Source organism: Streptomyces sp. NPDC002809 (assembly GCF_040295435.1).
Taxonomy (GTDB): Bacteria; Actinomycetota; Actinomycetes; order Streptomycetales; family Streptomycetaceae; genus Streptomyces.
In genome coordinates this window covers 29,245-47,364 of the sequence record NZ_JBEOVJ010000020.1, presented here as the reverse complement: position 1 = coordinate 47,364, position 18,120 = coordinate 29,245, and the positions used below count along the sequence as shown (strand labels likewise).

Sequence of the window (18,120 nt, the reverse complement as noted above, 5' to 3'; positions counted from 1 at the left end):
ACCGCTCAGTCCCGGTACGCGTCCACGAGGGCGGCGGCCTCCTCGACGGAGAGACCGCCGCCCTCGGCGTGCGCGGCCTCGTAGGCGGCGTCCCCGAGGGCCGCCCGGACCAGCGCCTCGGCCCGGACGAAGTTCTCCCGCTCCATCGACGTCAGGAAGTGCCCCTCCGGCAGCAGCGCCCGGCCGGCGGCCAGCAGCCGCGCGCCGAGCTCCGCCCCGCGCTCCTCGCCGAGCCCGCCCAGCGCCCATGCCACGGTGACCAGGTGGATCACCGCCATCTGGGGTGCCACCATCTGCGTCAGCGGATCGCCCAGGCGCGTCAGTGCCTGCCTGCCCCGGTCCAGCGCGCCGGCATAGTCCCCGTCCTGGTTGTCCAGCCACGCCAGGCCGCCCAGCACGAAGCCCTCGAAGATCGCCATGGTCTGGGACCTGAACTCCTCGAGCAGTTCGAGGAACTGCTCGCGGGCCTCGGCGGTACGGTCGTTGCGGCCCAGCCACAGTGCCAGGAAGAGCCGGGCCGCCGGCCGCGCCTCGTGCCCCGCATGCCGCTCGTCCGCGATCACCCCGCGCAGGATCACCTCGCCCTCGGCCCCGCGGCCGAGCTCGGTCAGCGCGGAGGCGTACCGGGTGCGGAGCACCGACACCTGGGCCAGGGCGCCGAGCTTCTCCGCGTAGCCGATCGCGGCCTGGTAGTCCTCGGCCGCCCGGACGAAGTCGCCGGACTTCTCGCTCGCCTCGCCGCGCGAGGAGAGCGCTTCGGCCATGCCCCAGTCGTCGCCGAGGCGGCTGAAGATCTCCAGGCTCTCGTCGGCGTCCACATGCGCCGCGCCCGCCCAGTCGGGGCGGTTGGCCAGTACGTTGGCACGCATCTGGAGCGCCGCGGCAAGCTCCCACTCGAAGGCGAACTCCCGTGCGGCACGGACCGTTTCGTCCAGCAGATGCCGCAGATCAGCGACGCCACCGGTCAGCATGACGGCGAAGAACCAGAGCGACGCGGGACTCCGGCAGGTCTGCGGCTGGCCGGCCCGGTAGGTGTCGGCGATCCCTCTCAGCCGCGCCATGCTGGCCTCGTTCGTCCACTCGTCCATCGCGTGGTCCATGCTGACCAGCTGGACCAGCGCCACCTGGCGCCGCGCTTCCTGGAGCAGTTCGGGTCCCATGGGCGGGGGCGCGTCGGTGCAGCGTTCGTGGATCGAGGGCGCGGGCCGCACGGGTGGGGCGAACGGGTCGGGGCCCAGAGCCGCGGCGGCGTCGGCCCAGTGCAGGGCGTCGCTGCGGAGATTGCGGATCTGCCAGTACCAGGAGAGGGAGATCACCAGGCACAGCGCCTCCTGCTCGTCGCGTGCGGAGACGGCGTGCCGGAGCGCGGTGCGCAGGTTCTCGTACTCACGCCGGAAGAGCTCGATGGCGGCGCGCTGTCCGGCGCCGCGGAGCAGGGGGTCGGTGGTACGGGCCAGCTCCCGGAAGTGCACGAGGTGCCGGCGCTCTACGGCGTCCCGCTCCCCCGTCGCGTCGAGCTTCTCCGCCGCGTACTCGCCGACGGTCTCCAGGAGGCGGTAGCGCATCCCGCCGTCCGGCGCGGGCGCGGCGACGACCAGAGACTTGTCGACGAGCGAGCCGAGCAGTCCGGCGACCTCCTGCGCCTGCTGCGGTCCGTCCGCGCAGACCGCCTCGGCCGCTTCGAGGGTGCAGCCGCCGGCGAAGACGGACAGCCGCCGCAGGGTGGCGCGTTCGTCCTCGGCGAGGAGGTCCCAGGACCAGTCGACGACGGCCCTCAGGGTCTGCTGGCGCGGGAGCACGGTGCGGCTGCCGCTGGTCAGCAGCCGGAACCGGTTGTCGAGCCGGTCGGCGATCTGCTGCGGGGTGAGCATCCGCAGCCGGGCGGCGGCGAGTTCGATGGCGAGCGGCAGACCGTCCAGGCGGCGGCAGATCTCGGCGGCGGCCGCCGCGGTCGCCTCGTCGGCGTCGACCCGGAAGCCGGGCAGGGCGGCGGCGCCGCGCTCGGCCAGCAGCCGCAGTGCCGTCGGTTCGGGCAGCGGCTCGACGGGCCGGACGAACTCGCCCGGTACGCCGAGGGGTTCGCGGCTGGTGGCGAGGACGGTGAGCTCCGGGCAGCGGGCCAGCAGGTGGTCGGCGAGGGCCGCGGCGGCCTCGATCACATGCTCGCAGTTGTCCAGGAGCAGCAGCATGCGGCGCCGGGAGCAGTGTTCGGTGAGCCGGGAGAGCGGCTCGCCCGCCGCCCGTTCGCCCGCACTCCGTTCGGCGGCCCGGAGCTCCTCGGCACCGGCACCGCGCAGCACGGTCTCGCGAGCTCCCAGGGCGCCGAGGACCGCCTCCGGTACCGCTTCGGGGTCGTCGACGGGCGCGAGTTCGGCCAGCCAGACGCCGTCCGGCCAGGACGCGGGGCCGAACGATTCCGCGGTCTCCTGGGAGAGCCGGGTCTTGCCCGCTCCGCCGGGTCCGAGCAGGGTGACCAGCCGGGCCCGGGAGAGGTCGCCCCGCAGGGCGTCGATGTCGCGCTCGCGTCCGACGAAGCTGGTGAGCCGGGCCCGCAGGTTGCCTTGCCGGACAGCCGGTGCGGGGGCGCGGGGGGCGGCCCGCGGTGCTGGGCGGGGCGGTTCCTGGCGGAGCAGTCCGGCGTGCAGCGCGCTCAGCTCGGGTCCCGGGTCGGTACCGAGCCGGTCGGCGAGCACGGTGCGCACCTCGTCGTACGCGGCCAGCGCCTGCGCCGTCCGTCCGGCGTCGCGCAGGGCGCGCAGCCGCAGCGCCTGGAGCGGTTCGTCGATGGGGTGCTCGTCGCAGAGCGCGGCCAGTTCCGGCAGCACCTCGTCGGCCCTGCCGAGCGCGAGCGCCGCGGTGAGCCGGTTCCTGCGGGCATCGAGGCGGCGGGCGGTCCAGCGGGCCGCGACGGAGTGCCGGTCGGGCAGATCGGCCAGCGCCGGTCCGCGCCAGAGGCCGAGCGCGTCGTCGAGGACGCTCAGGGCCTTCGCCGGATCGCCCGCCTCCAGGGCTCGGGCCCCCTCCCCCGCGAGGCGTTCGAAGCGGTGGAGGTCGACGCTGTCCGGTTCGGCGGCCAGCCGGTAGCCGTTGTCCGCGGAGGCGACCGCCGCGTGGCCGAGCGCCCGCCGGAGCCGGCCCACGAGTGCCTGCAGGGCACCCGCCGCATCGGCGGGCGGGTCCCCGTCCCACACCTCGTCGACGAGCACCGCGGCCGGCACCGTTCTGCCGGGCCGCAGCGCGAGCACGGCGAGCAGGGCGCGCAGCCGCGCCCCGCCGATGGCGACGGCCGTACCGTCGTCGCGAAGTGCCTGGGTGGTACCGAGGATGCCGTAGCGCACGCGCCCATTGTCCGTGACGGGGGCCGGGCCATCCACAGCCGCCCGGCCGTGACCGCTCGCCCCGCCCGTATCCCTGCCCGTCATGCCTCCACCATTCACGGAACCACCGGCCCGATGCGAGACGTTTTCCGCGTGTCGCCTGTACGGTCGGGGCTCGCCGCCCGCCCGCTCCCGCCTTCCCCGCAGCCACCAGGAGCTCGCCGATGACCACCGCAACACCCCGCAGCGACCGGCGTATCAGCCCGGTCTTCCTCGGCATCGCCGCCGTCACGGCGGTGTCCGGCTGGGCGGTGTGGACGGACTTCGCCGAGCAGCCGGGCTTCGCCACGTTCCTGTTCGTCACGGCGGCCTGGGTCGTCTCGCTCTGTCTCCACGAGTACGCCCACGCCCGGACGGCGCTGCACAGCGGTGACATCTCCATCGGCGCCAAGGGCTATCTGACCCTCAACCCCCTGAAGTACACACATGCGCTGCTGAGCATCGTGCTGCCCGTGCTGTTCGTGATCATGGGTGGCATCGGGCTGCCCGGTGGTGCGGTCTTCATCGAGCGGGGACGGATCCGCGGCCGCTGGCGGCACAGCCTGATCTCGGCGGCGGGTCCGCTGACGAACGTGCTGTTCGCGCTCGTGTGCACCGCACCGTTCTGGCTGGACGCGCTGGACGGCGTCCCCCTCGCCTTCCGGTACGCGCTGGGGTTCCTGGCGCTGCTCCAGGTGACGGCCGCGATCCTGAACTCCGTGCCGGTGCCGGGGCTGGACGGCTACGGGGTGATCGAGCCGTGGCTCTCGCACTCGGTCCGGCGCACGGTGGAGCCGTTCGCGCCGTTCGGGCTGATCGCGGTCTTCGGCCTGCTGTGGGTACCCGAGGTGAACGCGGCCTTCTTCGACGCGGTCGACGCGCTGCTGCGGTCGCTGGGCGTCAGCGAGTTCGAGACGTACTGCGGTCTCGACGCCTACCGGTTCTGGCAGACGCAGAATCCGGTCTGCGCGATGAACGGGTAGGGAACGGCCCCTACACGCCCTGCGCGGCCTCGGCGGCCCGGGCGTTCACGACGCGCTGCCGGCGTACGTAGTACCAGGACATGTTGGACGAGAGTCCGACCAGCAGCACCCAGACGATCCCGAGGAGCCAGCTGCCCTGCACGAAGGAGATCACGGCGGCTGCGACGGCGAGGACACAGACGGCGATGGCGTAGAGAGCGAGGCGGGGCATGGGGGTGGCTCCTGTCGGGGGGTGGTGCGCGGTCCCGTCCAGTGTCCCCCATGCCCCCGGCCGCCGGGCGCAGGGTCCGGTGCCGGCTCAGACGTCGGTGGTGCGCAGTCCCGCGTGTGCCTTGTAGCGGCGGTTGACCGAGATCAGGTTGGCGACGAGCGACTCGACCTGGTGGGCGTTGCGGAGCCGGCCCGCGAAGATGCCGCGCATCCCCGGGATGCGGCCGGCCAGTGCCTGGACGATGTCGGTGTCGGCGCGGACCTCGCCCAGCACCAGCACGTCGGTGTCGATCTCCTCGATCGCCTCGTCCTGGAGCAGCACCGCCGAGAGGTGGTGGAAGGCGGCGGTGACACGGGACTCCGGCAGCAGTACGGCGGCCTGCTCGGCGGCGCTGCCCTCCTCGGGCTTCAGCGCGTAGGCGCCCTTCTTGTCGAAGCCGAGCGGGTTGACGCAGTCGATGACGAGTTTGCCGACGAGTTCGTCGCGCAGGGACTCCAGGGTCTTGGCGTGCCCGTCCCACGGCACCGCGACGATCACGACGTCGCTGTCGCGCGCGCAGTCGGCGTTGTCCGCGCCGCGGACGCCGTGCCCCAGCTCGTCCGCGGCGGTCTGCGCGCGGTCCGCCGCACGGGAGCCGATGATCACGTCGTGTCCGGCGCGGGCGAACCGGTAGGCGAGTCCGCGCCCCTGCGGGCCGGTGCCGCCGAGGACGCCGATGGTCAGGCCGGATACGTCGGGGAGGTCCCAGGGGTCCTTGGCGGGGGGCTTGGGCGCGCTGCCGCTGTCATTTGTAGTCATGGCCCCGACACTACTGCCAGGTACCGGAGCGGGACGCTGCGTCCTCGGCCGGCGGGACGGACCGTCACGCGACGCCTCGTACGGATGGTTCCGCCGCCGTTCGCCGGTGCGCGGTCCCCGGTGTGGTGCAGGATGCCGGGCCATGGATGCCGTACGAGTGGCACTGCTGCGTGAGGTGCTCGCCGGGACCCGGTGGCCGTCGGCCACCCGGCGGTTCGCCGGGGCGCTGCGCTCGTCCGTCGTGCCGCACGGCGGCGGGCTGCTGCTGGTCGGGACCGAGGTGTACGAGCCGTGGCACCTGGCGGCCCATCTGGTCGACGAGTCCACCTGGTCGGGGCTGCCCGAGCTGGTGCCCACGCTGGTGCGCCACCGGGTGGAACCGGGTGACCCGGCGCACCTGGCGGTGGGGCTGGGCCGGATCGAGGCGGCGGGGCGGGGCGAGACGCTGCTCGTGGTGGTGCCGGAGGGGCCGGGCGAGGGGCTGCTGGAGCGGGTGCACGACGCCCGCCGGGCCGGGGCGACGGTCCTGTCGCTGGACAACGGTGATCCGGAGGTCCGGGGGCTCGCCCACGAGGCGCTCTCCGTGACGGACGGCGACGATGTGGACCTGGACACGGTCCAGCACCTGGTCAGCGCGGCGGCAGGGGAGAACGGCGTGCCGGTGCAGCGCGGCCGGCGGCGGTTCCGGGACCGGTTGTCCCGGCTCGCCGACCAGCTGACCGCGCCGCCGCCGGCGCGGTGGTGACCCGGGACGCCGCCCGCCGGGCCCCACGGTCCGAAATCTGTTTGCATCGGGCACGCACCGGGACGGACCATGTCTCCTCGTGACCTCTCGCTCCTCCCTCGCCGCCAGGCTGGCCGCGCTGCTGCCCGACCTCTCGCCCTGGCGTTCCTCGGCCGACTTCCGCCTGCTGTGGGTGCAGGGGATCGTCACCTACTTCGGCAGTTTCATGGCGCTGATCGCGCTGCCGCTCCAGATCAAGGACCTCACCGGGTCCCCGCTGGCCGTCGGCGCGATGGGCGCGGTCGAGCTGGTGCCGCTGGTCGTGTTCGGGCTCTACGGCGGGGCGCTCGCGGACGCGGCCGACCGCCGCAAGGTCATCCTGGCCACGGAGGCGGGGCTCGGTCTGCTCGCGCTCGTCCTGCTGGTGAACGCGGCCCTGCCCGACCCGATGCTGTGGCCCCTCTACGTGGTGGCGGGCGGCGTCTCCGCGCTCGCCGGGCTCCAGCGGCCCGCGCTGGACTCGCTGATGGCCCGCATCGTGCCGCACGACCAGCTGGGCGCGGCCGCCGCGCTGAACTCGCTGCGCTGGCAGGCCGGCGCGATCATGGGCCCGGCGCTGGCGGGCCTGGTGGTGGCCTATGCGGGGCACGCCACGGCGTACGCCGTCACCGTGGTGACCTTCGCCGTCTCCGTGGCCCTGTGCCGCAGGCTCGCGCCCGCGCCGCCCGCGGAGCAGGGGATGAAGCCGTCGCTGCGCGGCATCGCGGAGGGGGCGCGCTACGCGTGGAGCCGGCCGGTGCTGCTCGGGACGTACGCGATCGACATGGCGGCGATGTTCTTCGCCTTCCCGAACACGATCTTCCCGTTCCTCAGCGACGAGCTGAACGCCGAGTGGTCGCTGGGGCTGATGTACGCGGCGGGCTCGGTCGGCTCCCTCGTTCTGGGACTGACCAGCGGCTGGACCGCGCGGGTGCGCAGGCACGGGCTGTTCGTGGTGTTCGGTGCGGCCGTCTGGGGCCTGGCCATCGCGGCGGCCGGCTGGTTCGGCAACGTATGGCTGGTGCTGGCCTGTCTGACGGTCGCCGGTGCGGGCGACATGCTCAGCGGGCTCGGCCGTTCGACCATCTGGAACCAGACGATCCCGGAGGAGCTGCGGGGACGGCTCGCGGGCATCGAGGTGCTCTCGTACAGCGTCGGCCCGCAGCTGGGGCAGGTACGGGCCGGCGGTATGGCCGGGTGGACGGGGACCAGGACCGCGGTCTGGTCCGGGGGCGTGGCCTGCGTCGCCTCGGTGGCGCTGCTGGCGGCGGCCCTGCCGAAACTCCTCACGTACGACTCGGAGACGGACGAGGACGCGCTGCGCAGGCGCGCGCAGAGCGAGGAGGCCCTGCGGGCGGCGCCGACGGGCTGAGCCCGGGGCGCCGGCCCCGGGCCCCCGCACTCAGCCGCCCGCGTTCTCGTCCGGGTCCACGCGGTCATGCCATTTGGGGTCGGTCTCCCACTCCAGATTCCGCTCCTGCGCGGTCTCCATCGCGTGCTGTGCCTCCTGGCGGGAGGTGTACGGGCCGAAGCGGTCCTTGGCCGGGCACTCGGGGCCCTCCTCGACCTTCTTGTGCTCCAGGCAGTAGAACCACTCGCCCGGCTTGCCGACCGTGCGCTTCTTGAACAGGGCCATCACCGGCTCCTTTCCTCGGTGCCATGCTGCCCCAGACACGCTGGTTAGACTCGCTGGCATGTCTGGCCAGTCGCTGCTTGTACCAGGGGAGCTCACTCCCGTCCGTTCCGTGCCCGGAAACATCCGGCGCCCCGAGTATGTGGGCAAGCCCGCCCCGACGCCGTACAGCGGCCCGGAGGTCCAGGACGCCGACACCGTCGAGCGCATGCGCGTCGCGGGACGCATCGCCGCCCAGGCCATGGCCGAGGCCGCGAAGCACATCGCGCCGGGTGTGACGACGGACGAACTCGACCGGGTCGCCCATGAGTTCATGTGTGACCACGGCGCGTATCCGTCGACGCTGGGGTACCGGGGCTTCCCCAAGTCGCTCTGCTCCTCGCTCAACGAGGTGATCTGCCACGGCATCCCGGACTCCACGGTGCTGCGCGACGGCGACATCGTGAACCTCGACGTGACGGCTTACATCAACGGGGTGCACGGCGACAACAACGCCACCTACCTCTGCGGTGACGTGGACGAGGAGTCGCGGCTGCTCGTGGAGCGCACCGAGGAGTCGCTGAGGCGGGCGATCAAGGCGGTGCGGCCGGGCCGCCAGGTCAATGTGATCGGCCGGGTCATCGAGTCGTACGCGAAGCGCTTCGGGTACGGGGTGGTGCGGGACTTCACGGGGCACGGGATCAACTCCTCGTTCCACTCCGGGCTGATCATTCCGCACTACGACAGCCCGCACGCCACCACCGTGATGCAGCCCGGCATGACCTTCACCATCGAGCCGATGCTGACGCTCGGGTCCCACGACTACGACATGTGGGAGGACGGCTGGACCGTGGTCACGAAGGACCGCAAGCGCACGGCTCAGTTCGAGCACACGCTCGTGGTGACGGAGACGGGCGCCGAGATCCTCACGCTTCCGTAGCCCCGCCGACCACCTCTTCGTCCGACGGCCGCCCCTTCCGGGCGGCCGTTTCGCATGTACGCGGTGGTCCGCGCACCCGCGTTTTTGCCGACAGGTCGTCGGGAAGCAGTTGACTTAGGTATGCCTTAGTAGGAAGATCGACGCATCGGCAGGCGCCGGGCGAACAGCCTCGGCGGCCCGGTATTTCCGTCTCTTTCTGGACTTCCCGTCCCCCTCGGTCCCCGGAGGCCCGCCTTGGACGCAACCGTCACCACCACGCCCTTCTCGACGCAGATCCGCACCGCGTCGCACGAGCAGCACACCGAGGCGGAGACCTCGACCTTCATGAGCGATCTGCTCGGCGGGCGCCTCGGGGTGGACGCGTACACGCGCTACACCGAGCAGCTGTGGTTCGTGTACCGGGCACTGGAGGACGGCGCCCAGGCACTGGCGGACGACCCGGTCGCCGGGCCGTTCATCCAGCCCGAGCTGATGCGCACCGCCGAACTGGAGCGGGATCTGGCACATCTGCGGGGCGCGGACTGGCGCGAGGGCCTGGAGCCGCTCCCGGCCACGGCCGCGTACGCCGGCCGGGTCGCCGAGTGTGCCCGCACCTGGCCCGCCGGGTACATCGCCCACCACTACACCCGCTACCTGGGCGACCTCTCGGGCGGTCAGATCATCCGGGACAAGGCGGAGAAGACGTGGGGCTTCGCGCGCAAGGGTGACGGGGTGCGGTTCTACGTCTTCGAGGAGATAGCCAACCCCGCCTCCTTCAAGCGGGGTTACCGGGAACTGCTGGACGCGGTGAACGCGGACGATCTGGAGAAGCAGCGCATCGTGGACGAGTGCAAGCGCGCGTTCGCGCTGAACACCGCGGTGTTCCGGGAGCTGGGCGAGGTGTTCCCGCTCAGCGCGTAGGGCCTTGCGTTTGGATCAGGCCGGATCAGCGAGCCCGGCATGGTCCGGACGCAAGCCTCTGAGGCCTCGGCGGCCAGCGGCGGGGTACCCGGGCTCGGGTGCCCCGCCGCTTCGTCGTGTCCTCAATCGCCGGACGGGCTTGATCCTGCCGCGGTGGGTCCGAGTTTCCGCTGCGAGCCCGGTCTGCCGCTGCGGGCTCGATCGCGCCGGGCGGTCAGCCCTGGGCTGCCAGTACGACCCGGCCGCCGATCTCCACCGTGCCGTCCGGGGCGGGGGCCGTGATCAGCTGGGAGCCGCGGCCCTGTCTGATGTTCAGGGCACGGCCCAGTCGGGCGCTGAGCAGCAGCGCCGCCGCCCCCGTCGCCTCGTCCTCCACGATGCCGTCGGACCGGCGCGGGAACGCCCGCGCCCGCACCCGGCCCGCGGCCTCGTCCTCCCACGCCCAGGCGTAGAGCCAGCCGTCGCCGGGCGGCGGGGCCGGCAGCGCGTCGACCTCGGCGACCGAGTCGTACTGCTGAAGCGTGCGAGGCGGCGCCCACTCGGGACGGGCGGTGATCCAGCTGAACTCCCCGTCCTGGCGGGCGAATACCTCCCCCACCCCCAGCTCCAGGATCTCCAGATCCAGCAGCCAAGCGGCGCCGACCACGGGATGCCCGGCGAACGGCAGCCGGAGTCCCGGTGTGTAGATGTCCAGGTGGCCGCGTTCGGGGTCGTCCACGAACACGGTCTCGCTGAAGCCGAGTTTCCGGGCGAGCTCCTGCCGGGAGACCTCATCGGGGTGGTCGCGCCCGTCGCGTACGACTCCGAGCGCGTTGCCGTGCCGGCCGTCGGGGCCGCAGAACACGCGTAGTACGTCGATGCCGGCGGGTACGTCGTAGTCATTCACGTGCGCATTCAAGCACCGCCCGGGTACCCGCCCCGTGCGAGGGCCGGTACCCGGGCGGTGGTGTCGCCCGGTGGGGACGGGGATCAGACGGTACGGCGACGGCGGGCCACGAAGACCGCTCCCGCACCGGCTGCCACGATGGCGCCCGAGGCGGCGAACAGGGTGCCGGCCGGGATGTCGGACCCGGTGGAGGCGAGGGCGCCCGAGCCGCCGACCGTGCCGGCGCCGCCCACGGTGCCGCCGGTGGACGAGCCGCCGGTGGTGGAGGTGCCGCCCGTGGTGGACGTGCCGCCCGTGGTCGAGCCGCCCGTCGAGCCGCCGGTGGTGCCGCCGGTGGAGGGGAGCTCGGCATCCTCGTCGAGGGCGACCGCGACGGTCAGCGCGTCGAGCTGGTCACCCGCCTGGTACATCCCGCCGAAGGCCTTGGTCGCACCGGCGGCGGTGAGGTTCGCCGGAACGGCGGAGAGGGTCACCACACCGTTCTTGGCGGTGAGCCCGCCCGCGGGCAGCTTGAGGTCGGCGAGGGCGAGAGCGGTGTAGGTCGCGGTCTTCTTCGTCTCACGGTCCTTGGCGGACACGTCGGCGATGAGCCTGCCCTCGGTGCCGTCCGCCTCGATCTTCAGGTTGGTCAGGGAGAGGTCGAGGGCGTACGCGCCGTTCTCCTCGTGGCCCAGGAAGCGGACCTTGCCGTCGAACGCGGCGCTCAGGGTCTGCTTCGCGGCGTCGAAGCGGCCCGTGGCATCGGGGAAGCGGTAGCCGCTGCCGGACGCGGTGGCACCGGCGGTCGTCTCGACCTTGCCATTCGCGATGGCGCCCGTGATGTACGAACGGAAGGAGGCCTTGACGCCCCAGTCCAGGGTGCCGTCGACGATCGTGCCCGGGGCGACGGCGGGCTTGTCGGTGACGGTGGTGGTCGGGGACGGCTTCGGCGTCGACTCCGTCGGCTGCGTCGTGGGCTTCTCGGTGGGCTTCTCCGTCGGCTCGGCCGGGTCGGTCGGCTTCTCGGTGGGCTTCTCCGTCGGCTCGGCCGGGTCCGTCGGCTTCTCGGTCGGGGCGGCGACCGCCTTCACGGTGAGCGTGGCGGGGTCGAGCGCCTCCCCTTCCTTGTACTGGCCGTTGAAGGCCTCGGAGCCCGCCTTCGTGAGCTTCGCGGGGATGTCCTTGAAGACCATCGCCCCGCCCGCGCCCTGCCCCGGGCGGACGGCCGACAGGTCGAGGTCGGCGACCGCCACGTCGTTCGCGGTGCCGGCCGGGGTCGCCACATCGGCGGTGATCGCACCGCCCGTGCCGGCCGTGGAGAGCTTGACGTCCGAGAGCGTGATGTCCAGGACACCGCCGTGGGCGGAGAAGTTGACGCCGCCCTCGAAGGCGGTGTCGGTGCCGTGCGTGGTCATGTCGTACGTGCCCTTGCCGTTGACAAAGGTGAACACACCGTTGCCCTCGGCCTGGGTGGCGCCGTCCTCGACCGTGATCTTTCCGGCGGCGCCGATGTACTTGCGGAAGGACTCCTTGAAGCCCCAGTCCAGGGTGCCGTCCTTCAGCTCCATCGCCGGTGCGGCCGCGGCGGCGCTCGGCGTGGACTGCTCGGCAGCAAGCGCGGGGAGAGCGCAGGCTGCGCCGAGGGCGGCGGCCGTGGCGACGGCTGCGGCAAGGGCTATGGGACGGCGGTTGGCTGCCATGGTCGGGGGTCTCCTCAGGGATGAACAGCGGTCAACGGGGGTGGTGCGGGGGATTCTTCTGGCGGGGGAAGGGGTGCGGGTCAGGAAGGGGTGTCCGTGGTGGAGCGGTTACGGCGTACGAGGAACAGCACGCCGGCCGCGGCCACGGCGAGAACTCCGGCGCCGCCGAGGGCCACGTACAGCCCGGTGGGTGAGCTCTCGTCCGCCACGGTGGCCGCGGCGACGGGGGTCTTGGCCGGGGCGCTGTCCGACGGCTGCGCCGAGGGCGCCGGCTCACTGCCCAGGTCGGGAAGTGCGGGCAGCTTCGCCTTGGCCGTCACGGCCACGGCGAGCGAGACCGGGTCCATAGCGGTGCCCGCCTTGTAGAGGGAGCCGAACGCCTCGGCCCCGCCGGCGGTCAGGGTGGCGGGGGCCTCCGTGAGGACCGCGAGACCGTCCTTCGGGGCGAAGTCCTTTGCCGTGAAGGTGACCAGGGGGACGGCCTTGCCGGTGGCGCCCTCGCTCACGACGTCGGCGCGCAGCGTGCCCGTGCCCCCCTTCAGGAGGACCGAGAACCGGGAGAGCTTCAGGTCGAGGCCGCCCGCCCCGGTGAAGCGGATGCTGCCCGCGAAGTCCGCGGCCAGGGTCTTCTTCTCCGGGTCGTACGTGCCCGTGCCCTTCGGGAAGCGGAAGAGCGCTCCGCCGTCCTGGGCGCCGCCGGCCAGGGTCCACTCGCCCTGGCCGATCTCGCCGGTGACGTACTCACGGAAGGTGCGGCGCACCCCCCAGTCGACGGCCGCGTCCTCGAAACGGCCCGCGGTCTCCTTCGGGCTCGCACTGCTCTTCGGCGTCCCAGGGGTCTTCGACGCCTCGGGGGACGTCGATGCGGCGGGCCTCCCGGCCGGGGCCGAGGTGTCCACGGAGAGGCTGACCGGGTCCAGGGGCGTGCCGGTCGTGTAGTAGCCGGCGAAGGCCTTGGCGCCCTGCGAAGTCAGCGTCGCCGGGATGTTGTTGAGGGCGATGGGGGTGGAACCGCCCGTCATGTCGATCCCGGCGAGCCCGAGCGTGGCCAGCGGGACCTGGGCGGTGGAGGTGACACGGCCGCTCCCCCGGTCCTTGCTGACCATGTCCGCGTACACCGTGCCGCTGCCGCCCTGGATCCGGACGGTGGGGCGGCTGATGGTGAGGTCGAGTTCGTAGGAGCCGTCGGACTTCTTGTGGCCGGTGAAGTGGACACCGCCCGAGAAGCCGGCCCGGAAGGCGCCGTTCGCCGGATCGTAGGAACCGGTCGCGGAGTGGAAGCGGAACTGACTTCCGCCGACCGTCGCCGCACCACCGGTCAGGCCCCAACTGCCCTGTGCGATCGGGCCCGTGACATAGCTCTGGAAGGAGGACCTGATGCCCCAGTCCAGCCGTCCGCCCTGCACCGTGCGGCTCGCCGCCTGCGCCTCGGCGGCCGGGAGCAGCGCTGCCGGCAGTACCGCGAGAAGCGCGACGGCGAGCGCGCGGGCAGGTCTGAACGAGGACATGAGGACCCCTCCGAGGTCTAGAAGCTGAGGTAAGGCTAACCTAAGGTGTGTTCATCGTGTGCCGGTACCCCCTTCCGTCACATTCCTCGCAATCCATTACCAACTGCACGCCGCAGAACGACAGGACGGTGCCTCAGTGCGCTTCCATCAGGACTTCGCCCCGCCGGGCCGGGACGCCCGGCGACCAAGGCGCAGGCGCACCGGCGTCCTGACCGCCGCCGCGTCCCTGGCGACGGCGCTGCTTCTGGCCGGCTGCGGTGGCACGGGGGCTCCCGCGGCGAAGACGGCGGGAGCCGAGGCGTCCACGACCCCGGCGGCCGACCGGATCGAGCCGCTGGCCACGACGCCCGCACCCCGGCTGCCCGTCACCGTGCAGTCGGCGGACGGCAAGCGGACCACGATCACCTCGGCGGACCGGATCGTGCCGCTCACCGGCAGCCTGAGCGAGATCGTCTTCACCCTCGGCCTCGGCAAGCAGGTCGTGGCCCGCGACATCACCGCCACCTTCGAACAGGCGGCGAAACTCCCCGTGGTGACCCGGGCCCACGACGTGTCGGCGGAGAGCGTCCTGTCCCTGCGGCCCACCGTCGTGCTCGCCGACACCACGACCGGCCCGGCCGAGGCCATCGGCCAGATCCGCGACGCCGGCATTCCGCTCGTGGTCGTCGAACCCGCCAAGGAGCTCGCCGACGTGGGCCGCCGGATCGACACGGTGGCCGCCGCACTCGGCGTACCGAAGTCCGGCGACGCGCTCAGGAAGCGCACCCAGGACCGCATCGACGCCGTACGGAAGTCCGTGCCCGCACCGGCCGGCGGGGCGCAGAAGCCGCGGGTCGCCTTCCTCTATCTGCGCGGCTCCGCGTCCGTCTATCTGCTGGGCGGCCGTGAGTCCGGGGCGAGTTCGCTGCTGGAGGCGGCGGGCGCCGTCGACGCGGGCAAGGAGTCCGGGCTGGAGAAGGACTTCACCGCCATCACCAGCGAGGCCCTGGCCAAGGCGGCCCCCGACGCGATCCTCGTGATGTCGAAGGGCCTCGACTCGGTCGGCGGCGTCGACGGACTGGTGAAGATCCCTGGCGTCGCGGAGACCCCTGCGGGCCTGGACCGCCGGATCGTCTCGATCGACGACGGGGTGCTGCTGAACTACGGGCCGCGCACGGACCGGGTGCTGAGCGAACTGGTCGCCCAGCTCTACCCCGAGGGCGGTGCGGCCAAGTGACCACCTCGTACGAGGCGCCCACCCGGCCCGCCACGGCCGAAGAGGCCCCCGCGCCGCCCCGGGCCCGGCGCTCCACGGCCGTCACCCTGACCGCCGCGCTGCTCGCCGCACTGCTGCTGGGCTGCCTGCTGTCCGCCGGCCTCGGCGCGTACAGCATCCCGCTCGGCGATGTGCTCGCCTCCGTCCAGCACCGGATCGGGCTCGGCGGTCACGCCCTGGACCGGGTCGGCGAGAGCGTCCTGTGGAACGTCCGGCTGCCGAGGGTCGTCCTCGCGTTGCTGGTCGGCGCCTCGCTCGGCTGCGCGGGAGCCCTGATGCAGGGCGTGTTCGGCAATCCGCTCGCCGAGCCGGGCGTCATCGGGATCTCCGCGGGGGCGGCGGTCGGCGCGGTGGCATCGATCGCGCTGGGGCTGAGCTTCTTCGGCAACTGGACCATCACCGTCTGCGCGTTCGTCGCAGGGCTGCTCACCGTCCTGCTGGTGTACGCGCTGTCGCGGTCGGGCGGCCGGACGGAAGTGGTGACGCTGATCCTCACGGGCATCGCAGTGAACGCGTTCGCGGGCGCGCTGATCGGTCTGTTCATCTTCTTCGCCGACAACGCGCAGATCACCCAGATCACCTTCTGGCAGCTCGGTTCGCTGGCCCAGGCCACCTGGCCCAAGGTGCTGGCCGTGCTGCCGTGCGCGGTGCTCGGGCTCGCCCTGGCTCCCTTCTACGCGCGGAAGCTGGACCTGCTGGCGCTCGGCGAGCGGCCTGCCCGGCACCTCGGCGTCGATGTCGAGCGGCTCCGGATCGTGCTGGTGCTCGTCGTGGCGCTGCTGACCGCCGCCGCGGTGGCCGTCGCCGGGATCATCTCGTTCGTCGGGCTGCTGGTGCCTCATCTGCTGCGGATGGCGAACGGGCCGGGGCATCGCTTCCTCGTTCCCGGCAGCGCGCTCGGTGGCGCCCTGGTGCTGGTCGCGGGTGATCTCGCGGCCCGGACCGTCGCCGATCCGGCCGAACTGCCGCTCGGTGTACTGACCGCGCTCTTCGGCAGCCCGTTCTTCTTCTGGCTGCTGCGCAGAACCCGTCGCAAACAAGGTGGTTGGGCATGAGGATGCTGCGGAACCTCTTCGCGGTACGGGGCCGGCAGGTGCCCGTACCCGTCTCCCCCGGCGACCCGGTCGCCGAGGCGCGCGGACTGCGGGTCCGCCTCGGCGGGCGGCAGGTGCTCGACTCCATCGACCTGACGGCCCACGCGGGCGAGGTGCTGGCGCTCGTCGGCCCGAACGGGGCGGGCAAGTCGACCCTCCTCGCCGCGCTGGCCGCCGACCTGCCCGCCGACGGCGGGGAGGTTCGGATCGACGGGCGCCCGGTCACCGACTGGTCCGCGCCCGAACTGGCGCTGCGCCGGGCGGTGCTGCCGCAGTCCGCGGCGCTCTCCTTCCCGTTCCCGGTGGAGGACGTCGTACGGATGGGGCGCGCGCCCTGGGCGGGGACGGACCGGGCGGACGAGGACGATCCGGCGGTCCGCGCGGCGATGGCGGCCACCGAGGTCACCGAGTTCGCGGCCCGCCCCTTCTCCGCGCTCTCCGGCGGCGAGCGGGCCCGGGTGGCACTGGCCCGGGTGCTGGCGCAGCGCGCGCCGCTGCTGCTGCTCGACGAACCGACCGCCGCGCTCGACCTGCGCCATCAGGAACTGGTGCTGAGGATCTGCCGGGAACGGGCCGCGGCCGGGGACGCGGTCGTCGTCGTCCTGCACGACCTGGGCCTCGCGGCCGCTTACGCGGACCGGGCCGCCGTGCTGCACGACGGGCGGATCTCGGTGGCCGGACCACCGGCCGAGGTGTTCACCAGCGCCTCGCTCAGCAGCGTCTACCGGCAGCCGGTCGAGGTGTTCCCGCACCCGCGGACCGGGGTGCCGCTCGTCGTGCCGGAAAGGGCCTCTTGACCATTGCATGACTCGTTTCGGGCTCGCTCATGGGTCGGCTGTGATCGCTTCGTTTCTGTGAGCCCCCTGTGAGAGCTGAATCACTGCACGGAGGGGTATCAGTCAGGTAAGCCTCGGTTAAGTTAGGTCGGCCTCACCCGGCTTTGTCCGGCTGTTCCTTCCTTCTCCTTCGTCGTCAAGTGGAGCCCGCATGCGAGCCGTTCGTTTCTCCGTCGTCACCGCTGCCGCCACCGTGGCCGCTCTGACCGCCGTCACGGGCTGCGCCGAGAAGAGCGACGGCAAGGGCGAGGGAGCCGTCCAGGTCGTCGCCAAGGACGACTCCTGCGACGTCTCCAAGACGAAGCTGCCGGCCGGGCACATCGAGCTGGCCGTGCAGAACAAGGGCTCCAAGGTCACCGAGGTCTACGTCCTGTTCCCGGACGACCGGATCGTCGCCGAGCGCGAGAACATCGGCCCGGGCACCAAGGCCACCATCACCGCCGAGATCAAGGCCGGTTCGTACGAGATCGCCTGCAAGCCCGGCATGAAGGGCCACGGCATCCGGCAGAAGATCGAGGTCAGCGGCGGCAAGGCGGCCAAGCGCAGCCCGGAGATGGACAAGGCCGTCGCCGCGTACCGCACCTACGTCCAGGCGCAGGCCGACGAGACGCTGCCCAAGGTCAAGGTCTTCACGGACGCCGTCGCCGCCGGTGACATCGAGGCCGCGAAGAAGGCCTACGCCGACTCCCGTATCGGCTGGGAGCGCACCGAGCCGGTCGCCGAGTCCTTCGGCGACATCGACCCGAAGGTCGACGTCCGCGAGGACGGCCTGGAGGACGGTCAGAAGTGGACCGGCTGGCACCGCCTGGAGAAGGCGCTGTGGCAGGACAAGAAGCTGGGCGCCGAGGAGAAGGCCCTCGCCCCGGCCCTCTACAAGGACCTGCTCGACTGGCAGAAGCGGGTCGGCACGGCGGAGATCACCCCGACCTCGATGGCCAACGGCGCCAAGGAGCTCCTCGACGAGGTCGCGACCGGCAAGGTCACCGGCGAGGAGGAGCGCTACAGCCACACCGACCTGGTCGACTTCAAGGCCAACGTCGAGGGCGCGGAGAAGTCCTACGCGCTGCTGAAGCCGATCGCCACGAAGAACGACGCGGCGCTGACCTCGTCCCTGGACAAGCAGTTCGCGGCGCTGAACACGCTGCTCGACAAGTACCGCAAGGACAAGAGCTCGTACGTGTTCACCTCGTACGAGAAGGTCGGCAAGGCGGACCGCAAGGAGCTCTCGGACGCGGTCAACGCACTGGCCGAGCCCCTCTCGCGGCTCGCCGCCGCGGTGACGAAGTAACCGGCCGGAAA

16 protein-coding genes are annotated in these 18,120 nt (G+C 72.4%); 9 read left to right on the top strand and 7 right to left on the bottom strand.

Going from position 1 to position 18,120, the window contains the following annotated elements; genetic code table 11:
* Nucleotides 1–5: 5 nt before the first annotated feature.
* Nucleotides 6–3,338, bottom strand: coding sequence for an ATP-binding protein (locus ABT025_RS15130; RefSeq protein ID WP_350993957.1), 3,333 nt, complete (start codon nt 3,336–3,338; stop codon nt 6–8).
* Between the two features lie 203 nt (nt 3,339–3,541).
* Here ABT025_RS15130 and ABT025_RS15125 point away from each other — a divergent pair, with 203 nt between their 5' ends.
* Complete coding sequence (locus ABT025_RS15125) at nt 3,542–4,339, top strand: site-2 protease family protein (protein ID WP_350993955.1); 798 nt, start codon at nt 3,542–3,544, stop codon at nt 4,337–4,339.
* 10 nt (nt 4,340–4,349) lie between these two features.
* Here ABT025_RS15125 and ABT025_RS15120 read toward each other — a convergent pair whose 3' ends face one another.
* Both ABT025_RS15120 and npdG read right to left on the bottom strand, forming a co-directional pair.
* Nucleotides 4,350–4,550: a hypothetical protein gene (locus ABT025_RS15120; RefSeq protein WP_350993953.1), complete on the bottom strand. Its 201-nt coding sequence runs from the start codon at nt 4,548–4,550 to the stop codon at nt 4,350–4,352.
* A gap of 87 nt (nt 4,551–4,637) precedes the next feature.
* Entirely contained in the window at nt 4,638–5,348 is a 711-nt protein-coding gene (npdG, locus tag ABT025_RS15115) for an NADPH-dependent F420 reductase (RefSeq protein WP_350993951.1), read from the bottom strand.
* A 142-nt stretch (nt 5,349–5,490) separates the two neighbouring features.
* Here npdG and ABT025_RS15110 point away from each other — a divergent pair, with 142 nt between their 5' ends.
* Nucleotides 5,491–6,093, top strand: coding sequence for a hypothetical protein (locus ABT025_RS15110; RefSeq protein WP_350993949.1), 603 nt, complete (start codon nt 5,491–5,493; stop codon nt 6,091–6,093).
* A gap of 79 nt (nt 6,094–6,172) precedes the next feature.
* On the top strand, nt 6,173–7,483 hold the full coding sequence (locus ABT025_RS15105) for an MFS transporter (RefSeq protein ID WP_350993947.1): 1,311 nt from the start codon (nt 6,173–6,175) through the stop codon (nt 7,481–7,483).
* A 30-nt stretch (nt 7,484–7,513) separates the two neighbouring features.
* Here ABT025_RS15105 and ABT025_RS15100 read toward each other — a convergent pair whose 3' ends face one another.
* The gene (locus tag ABT025_RS15100) at nt 7,514–7,747 is read right to left on the bottom strand and encodes a hypothetical protein (RefSeq protein ID WP_350993945.1); all 234 of its coding nucleotides are present in this window, start codon (nt 7,745–7,747) and stop codon (nt 7,514–7,516) included.
* Nucleotides 7,748–7,805: 58 nt separating this feature from the next.
* On the opposite strand from ABT025_RS15100, the gene map reads away from it, so the two are divergent.
* Together map and ABT025_RS15090 are read left to right on the top strand one after the other, a co-directional pair.
* A complete protein-coding gene (gene map, locus ABT025_RS15095; RefSeq protein ID WP_350993943.1) occupies nt 7,806–8,663 on the top strand; it encodes a type I methionyl aminopeptidase in 858 nt (285 codons plus the stop codon).
* A 234-nt stretch (nt 8,664–8,897) separates the two neighbouring features.
* A complete protein-coding gene (locus ABT025_RS15090) occupies nt 8,898–9,563 on the top strand; it encodes a biliverdin-producing heme oxygenase (RefSeq protein ID WP_350993941.1) in 666 nt (221 codons plus the stop codon).
* A gap of 214 nt (nt 9,564–9,777) precedes the next feature.
* Here the strand turns inward: ABT025_RS15090 and ABT025_RS15085 are convergent, their stop codons facing one another.
* The 3 genes from ABT025_RS15085 to ABT025_RS15075 form a co-directional block, all read right to left on the bottom strand.
* Nucleotides 9,778–10,449: a PhzF family phenazine biosynthesis protein gene (locus ABT025_RS15085; RefSeq protein WP_350993939.1), complete on the bottom strand. Its 672-nt coding sequence runs from the start codon at nt 10,447–10,449 to the stop codon at nt 9,778–9,780.
* An 83-nt stretch (nt 10,450–10,532) separates the two neighbouring features.
* Nucleotides 10,533–12,128: an HtaA domain-containing protein gene (locus tag ABT025_RS15080; protein WP_350993937.1), complete on the bottom strand. Its 1,596-nt coding sequence runs from the start codon at nt 12,126–12,128 to the stop codon at nt 10,533–10,535.
* A gap of 80 nt (nt 12,129–12,208) precedes the next feature.
* Nucleotides 12,209–13,636: an HtaA domain-containing protein gene (locus ABT025_RS15075; RefSeq protein WP_350993933.1), complete on the bottom strand. Its 1,428-nt coding sequence runs from the start codon at nt 13,634–13,636 to the stop codon at nt 12,209–12,211.
* A 136-nt stretch (nt 13,637–13,772) separates the two neighbouring features.
* Here ABT025_RS15075 and ABT025_RS15070 point away from each other — a divergent pair, with 136 nt between their 5' ends.
* The 4 genes from ABT025_RS15070 to efeO all read left to right on the top strand — a co-directional run bounded on the left by ABT025_RS15070 (nt 13,773) and on the right by efeO (nt 18,109).
* Nucleotides 13,773–14,852, top strand: coding sequence for a heme/hemin ABC transporter substrate-binding protein (locus ABT025_RS15070; RefSeq protein WP_350993931.1), 1,080 nt, complete (start codon nt 13,773–13,775; stop codon nt 14,850–14,852).
* A complete protein-coding gene (locus ABT025_RS15065) occupies nt 14,849–15,946 on the top strand; it encodes a FecCD family ABC transporter permease (protein ID WP_350993929.1) in 1,098 nt (365 codons plus the stop codon). Before ABT025_RS15070 ends, ABT025_RS15065 begins: the two co-directional genes overlap by 4 nt.
* The gene (locus ABT025_RS15060) at nt 15,943–16,782 is read left to right on the top strand and encodes a heme ABC transporter ATP-binding protein (RefSeq protein ID WP_350993926.1); all 840 of its coding nucleotides are present in this window, start codon (nt 15,943–15,945) and stop codon (nt 16,780–16,782) included. The genes ABT025_RS15065 and ABT025_RS15060 overlap by 4 nt, the downstream gene beginning before the upstream one ends.
* A gap of 190 nt (nt 16,783–16,972) precedes the next feature.
* Entirely contained in the window at nt 16,973–18,109 is a 1,137-nt protein-coding gene (gene efeO, locus ABT025_RS15055) for an iron uptake system protein EfeO (protein ID WP_350993921.1), read from the top strand.
* The last annotated feature ends 11 nt before the right edge of the window (nt 18,110–18,120 follow it).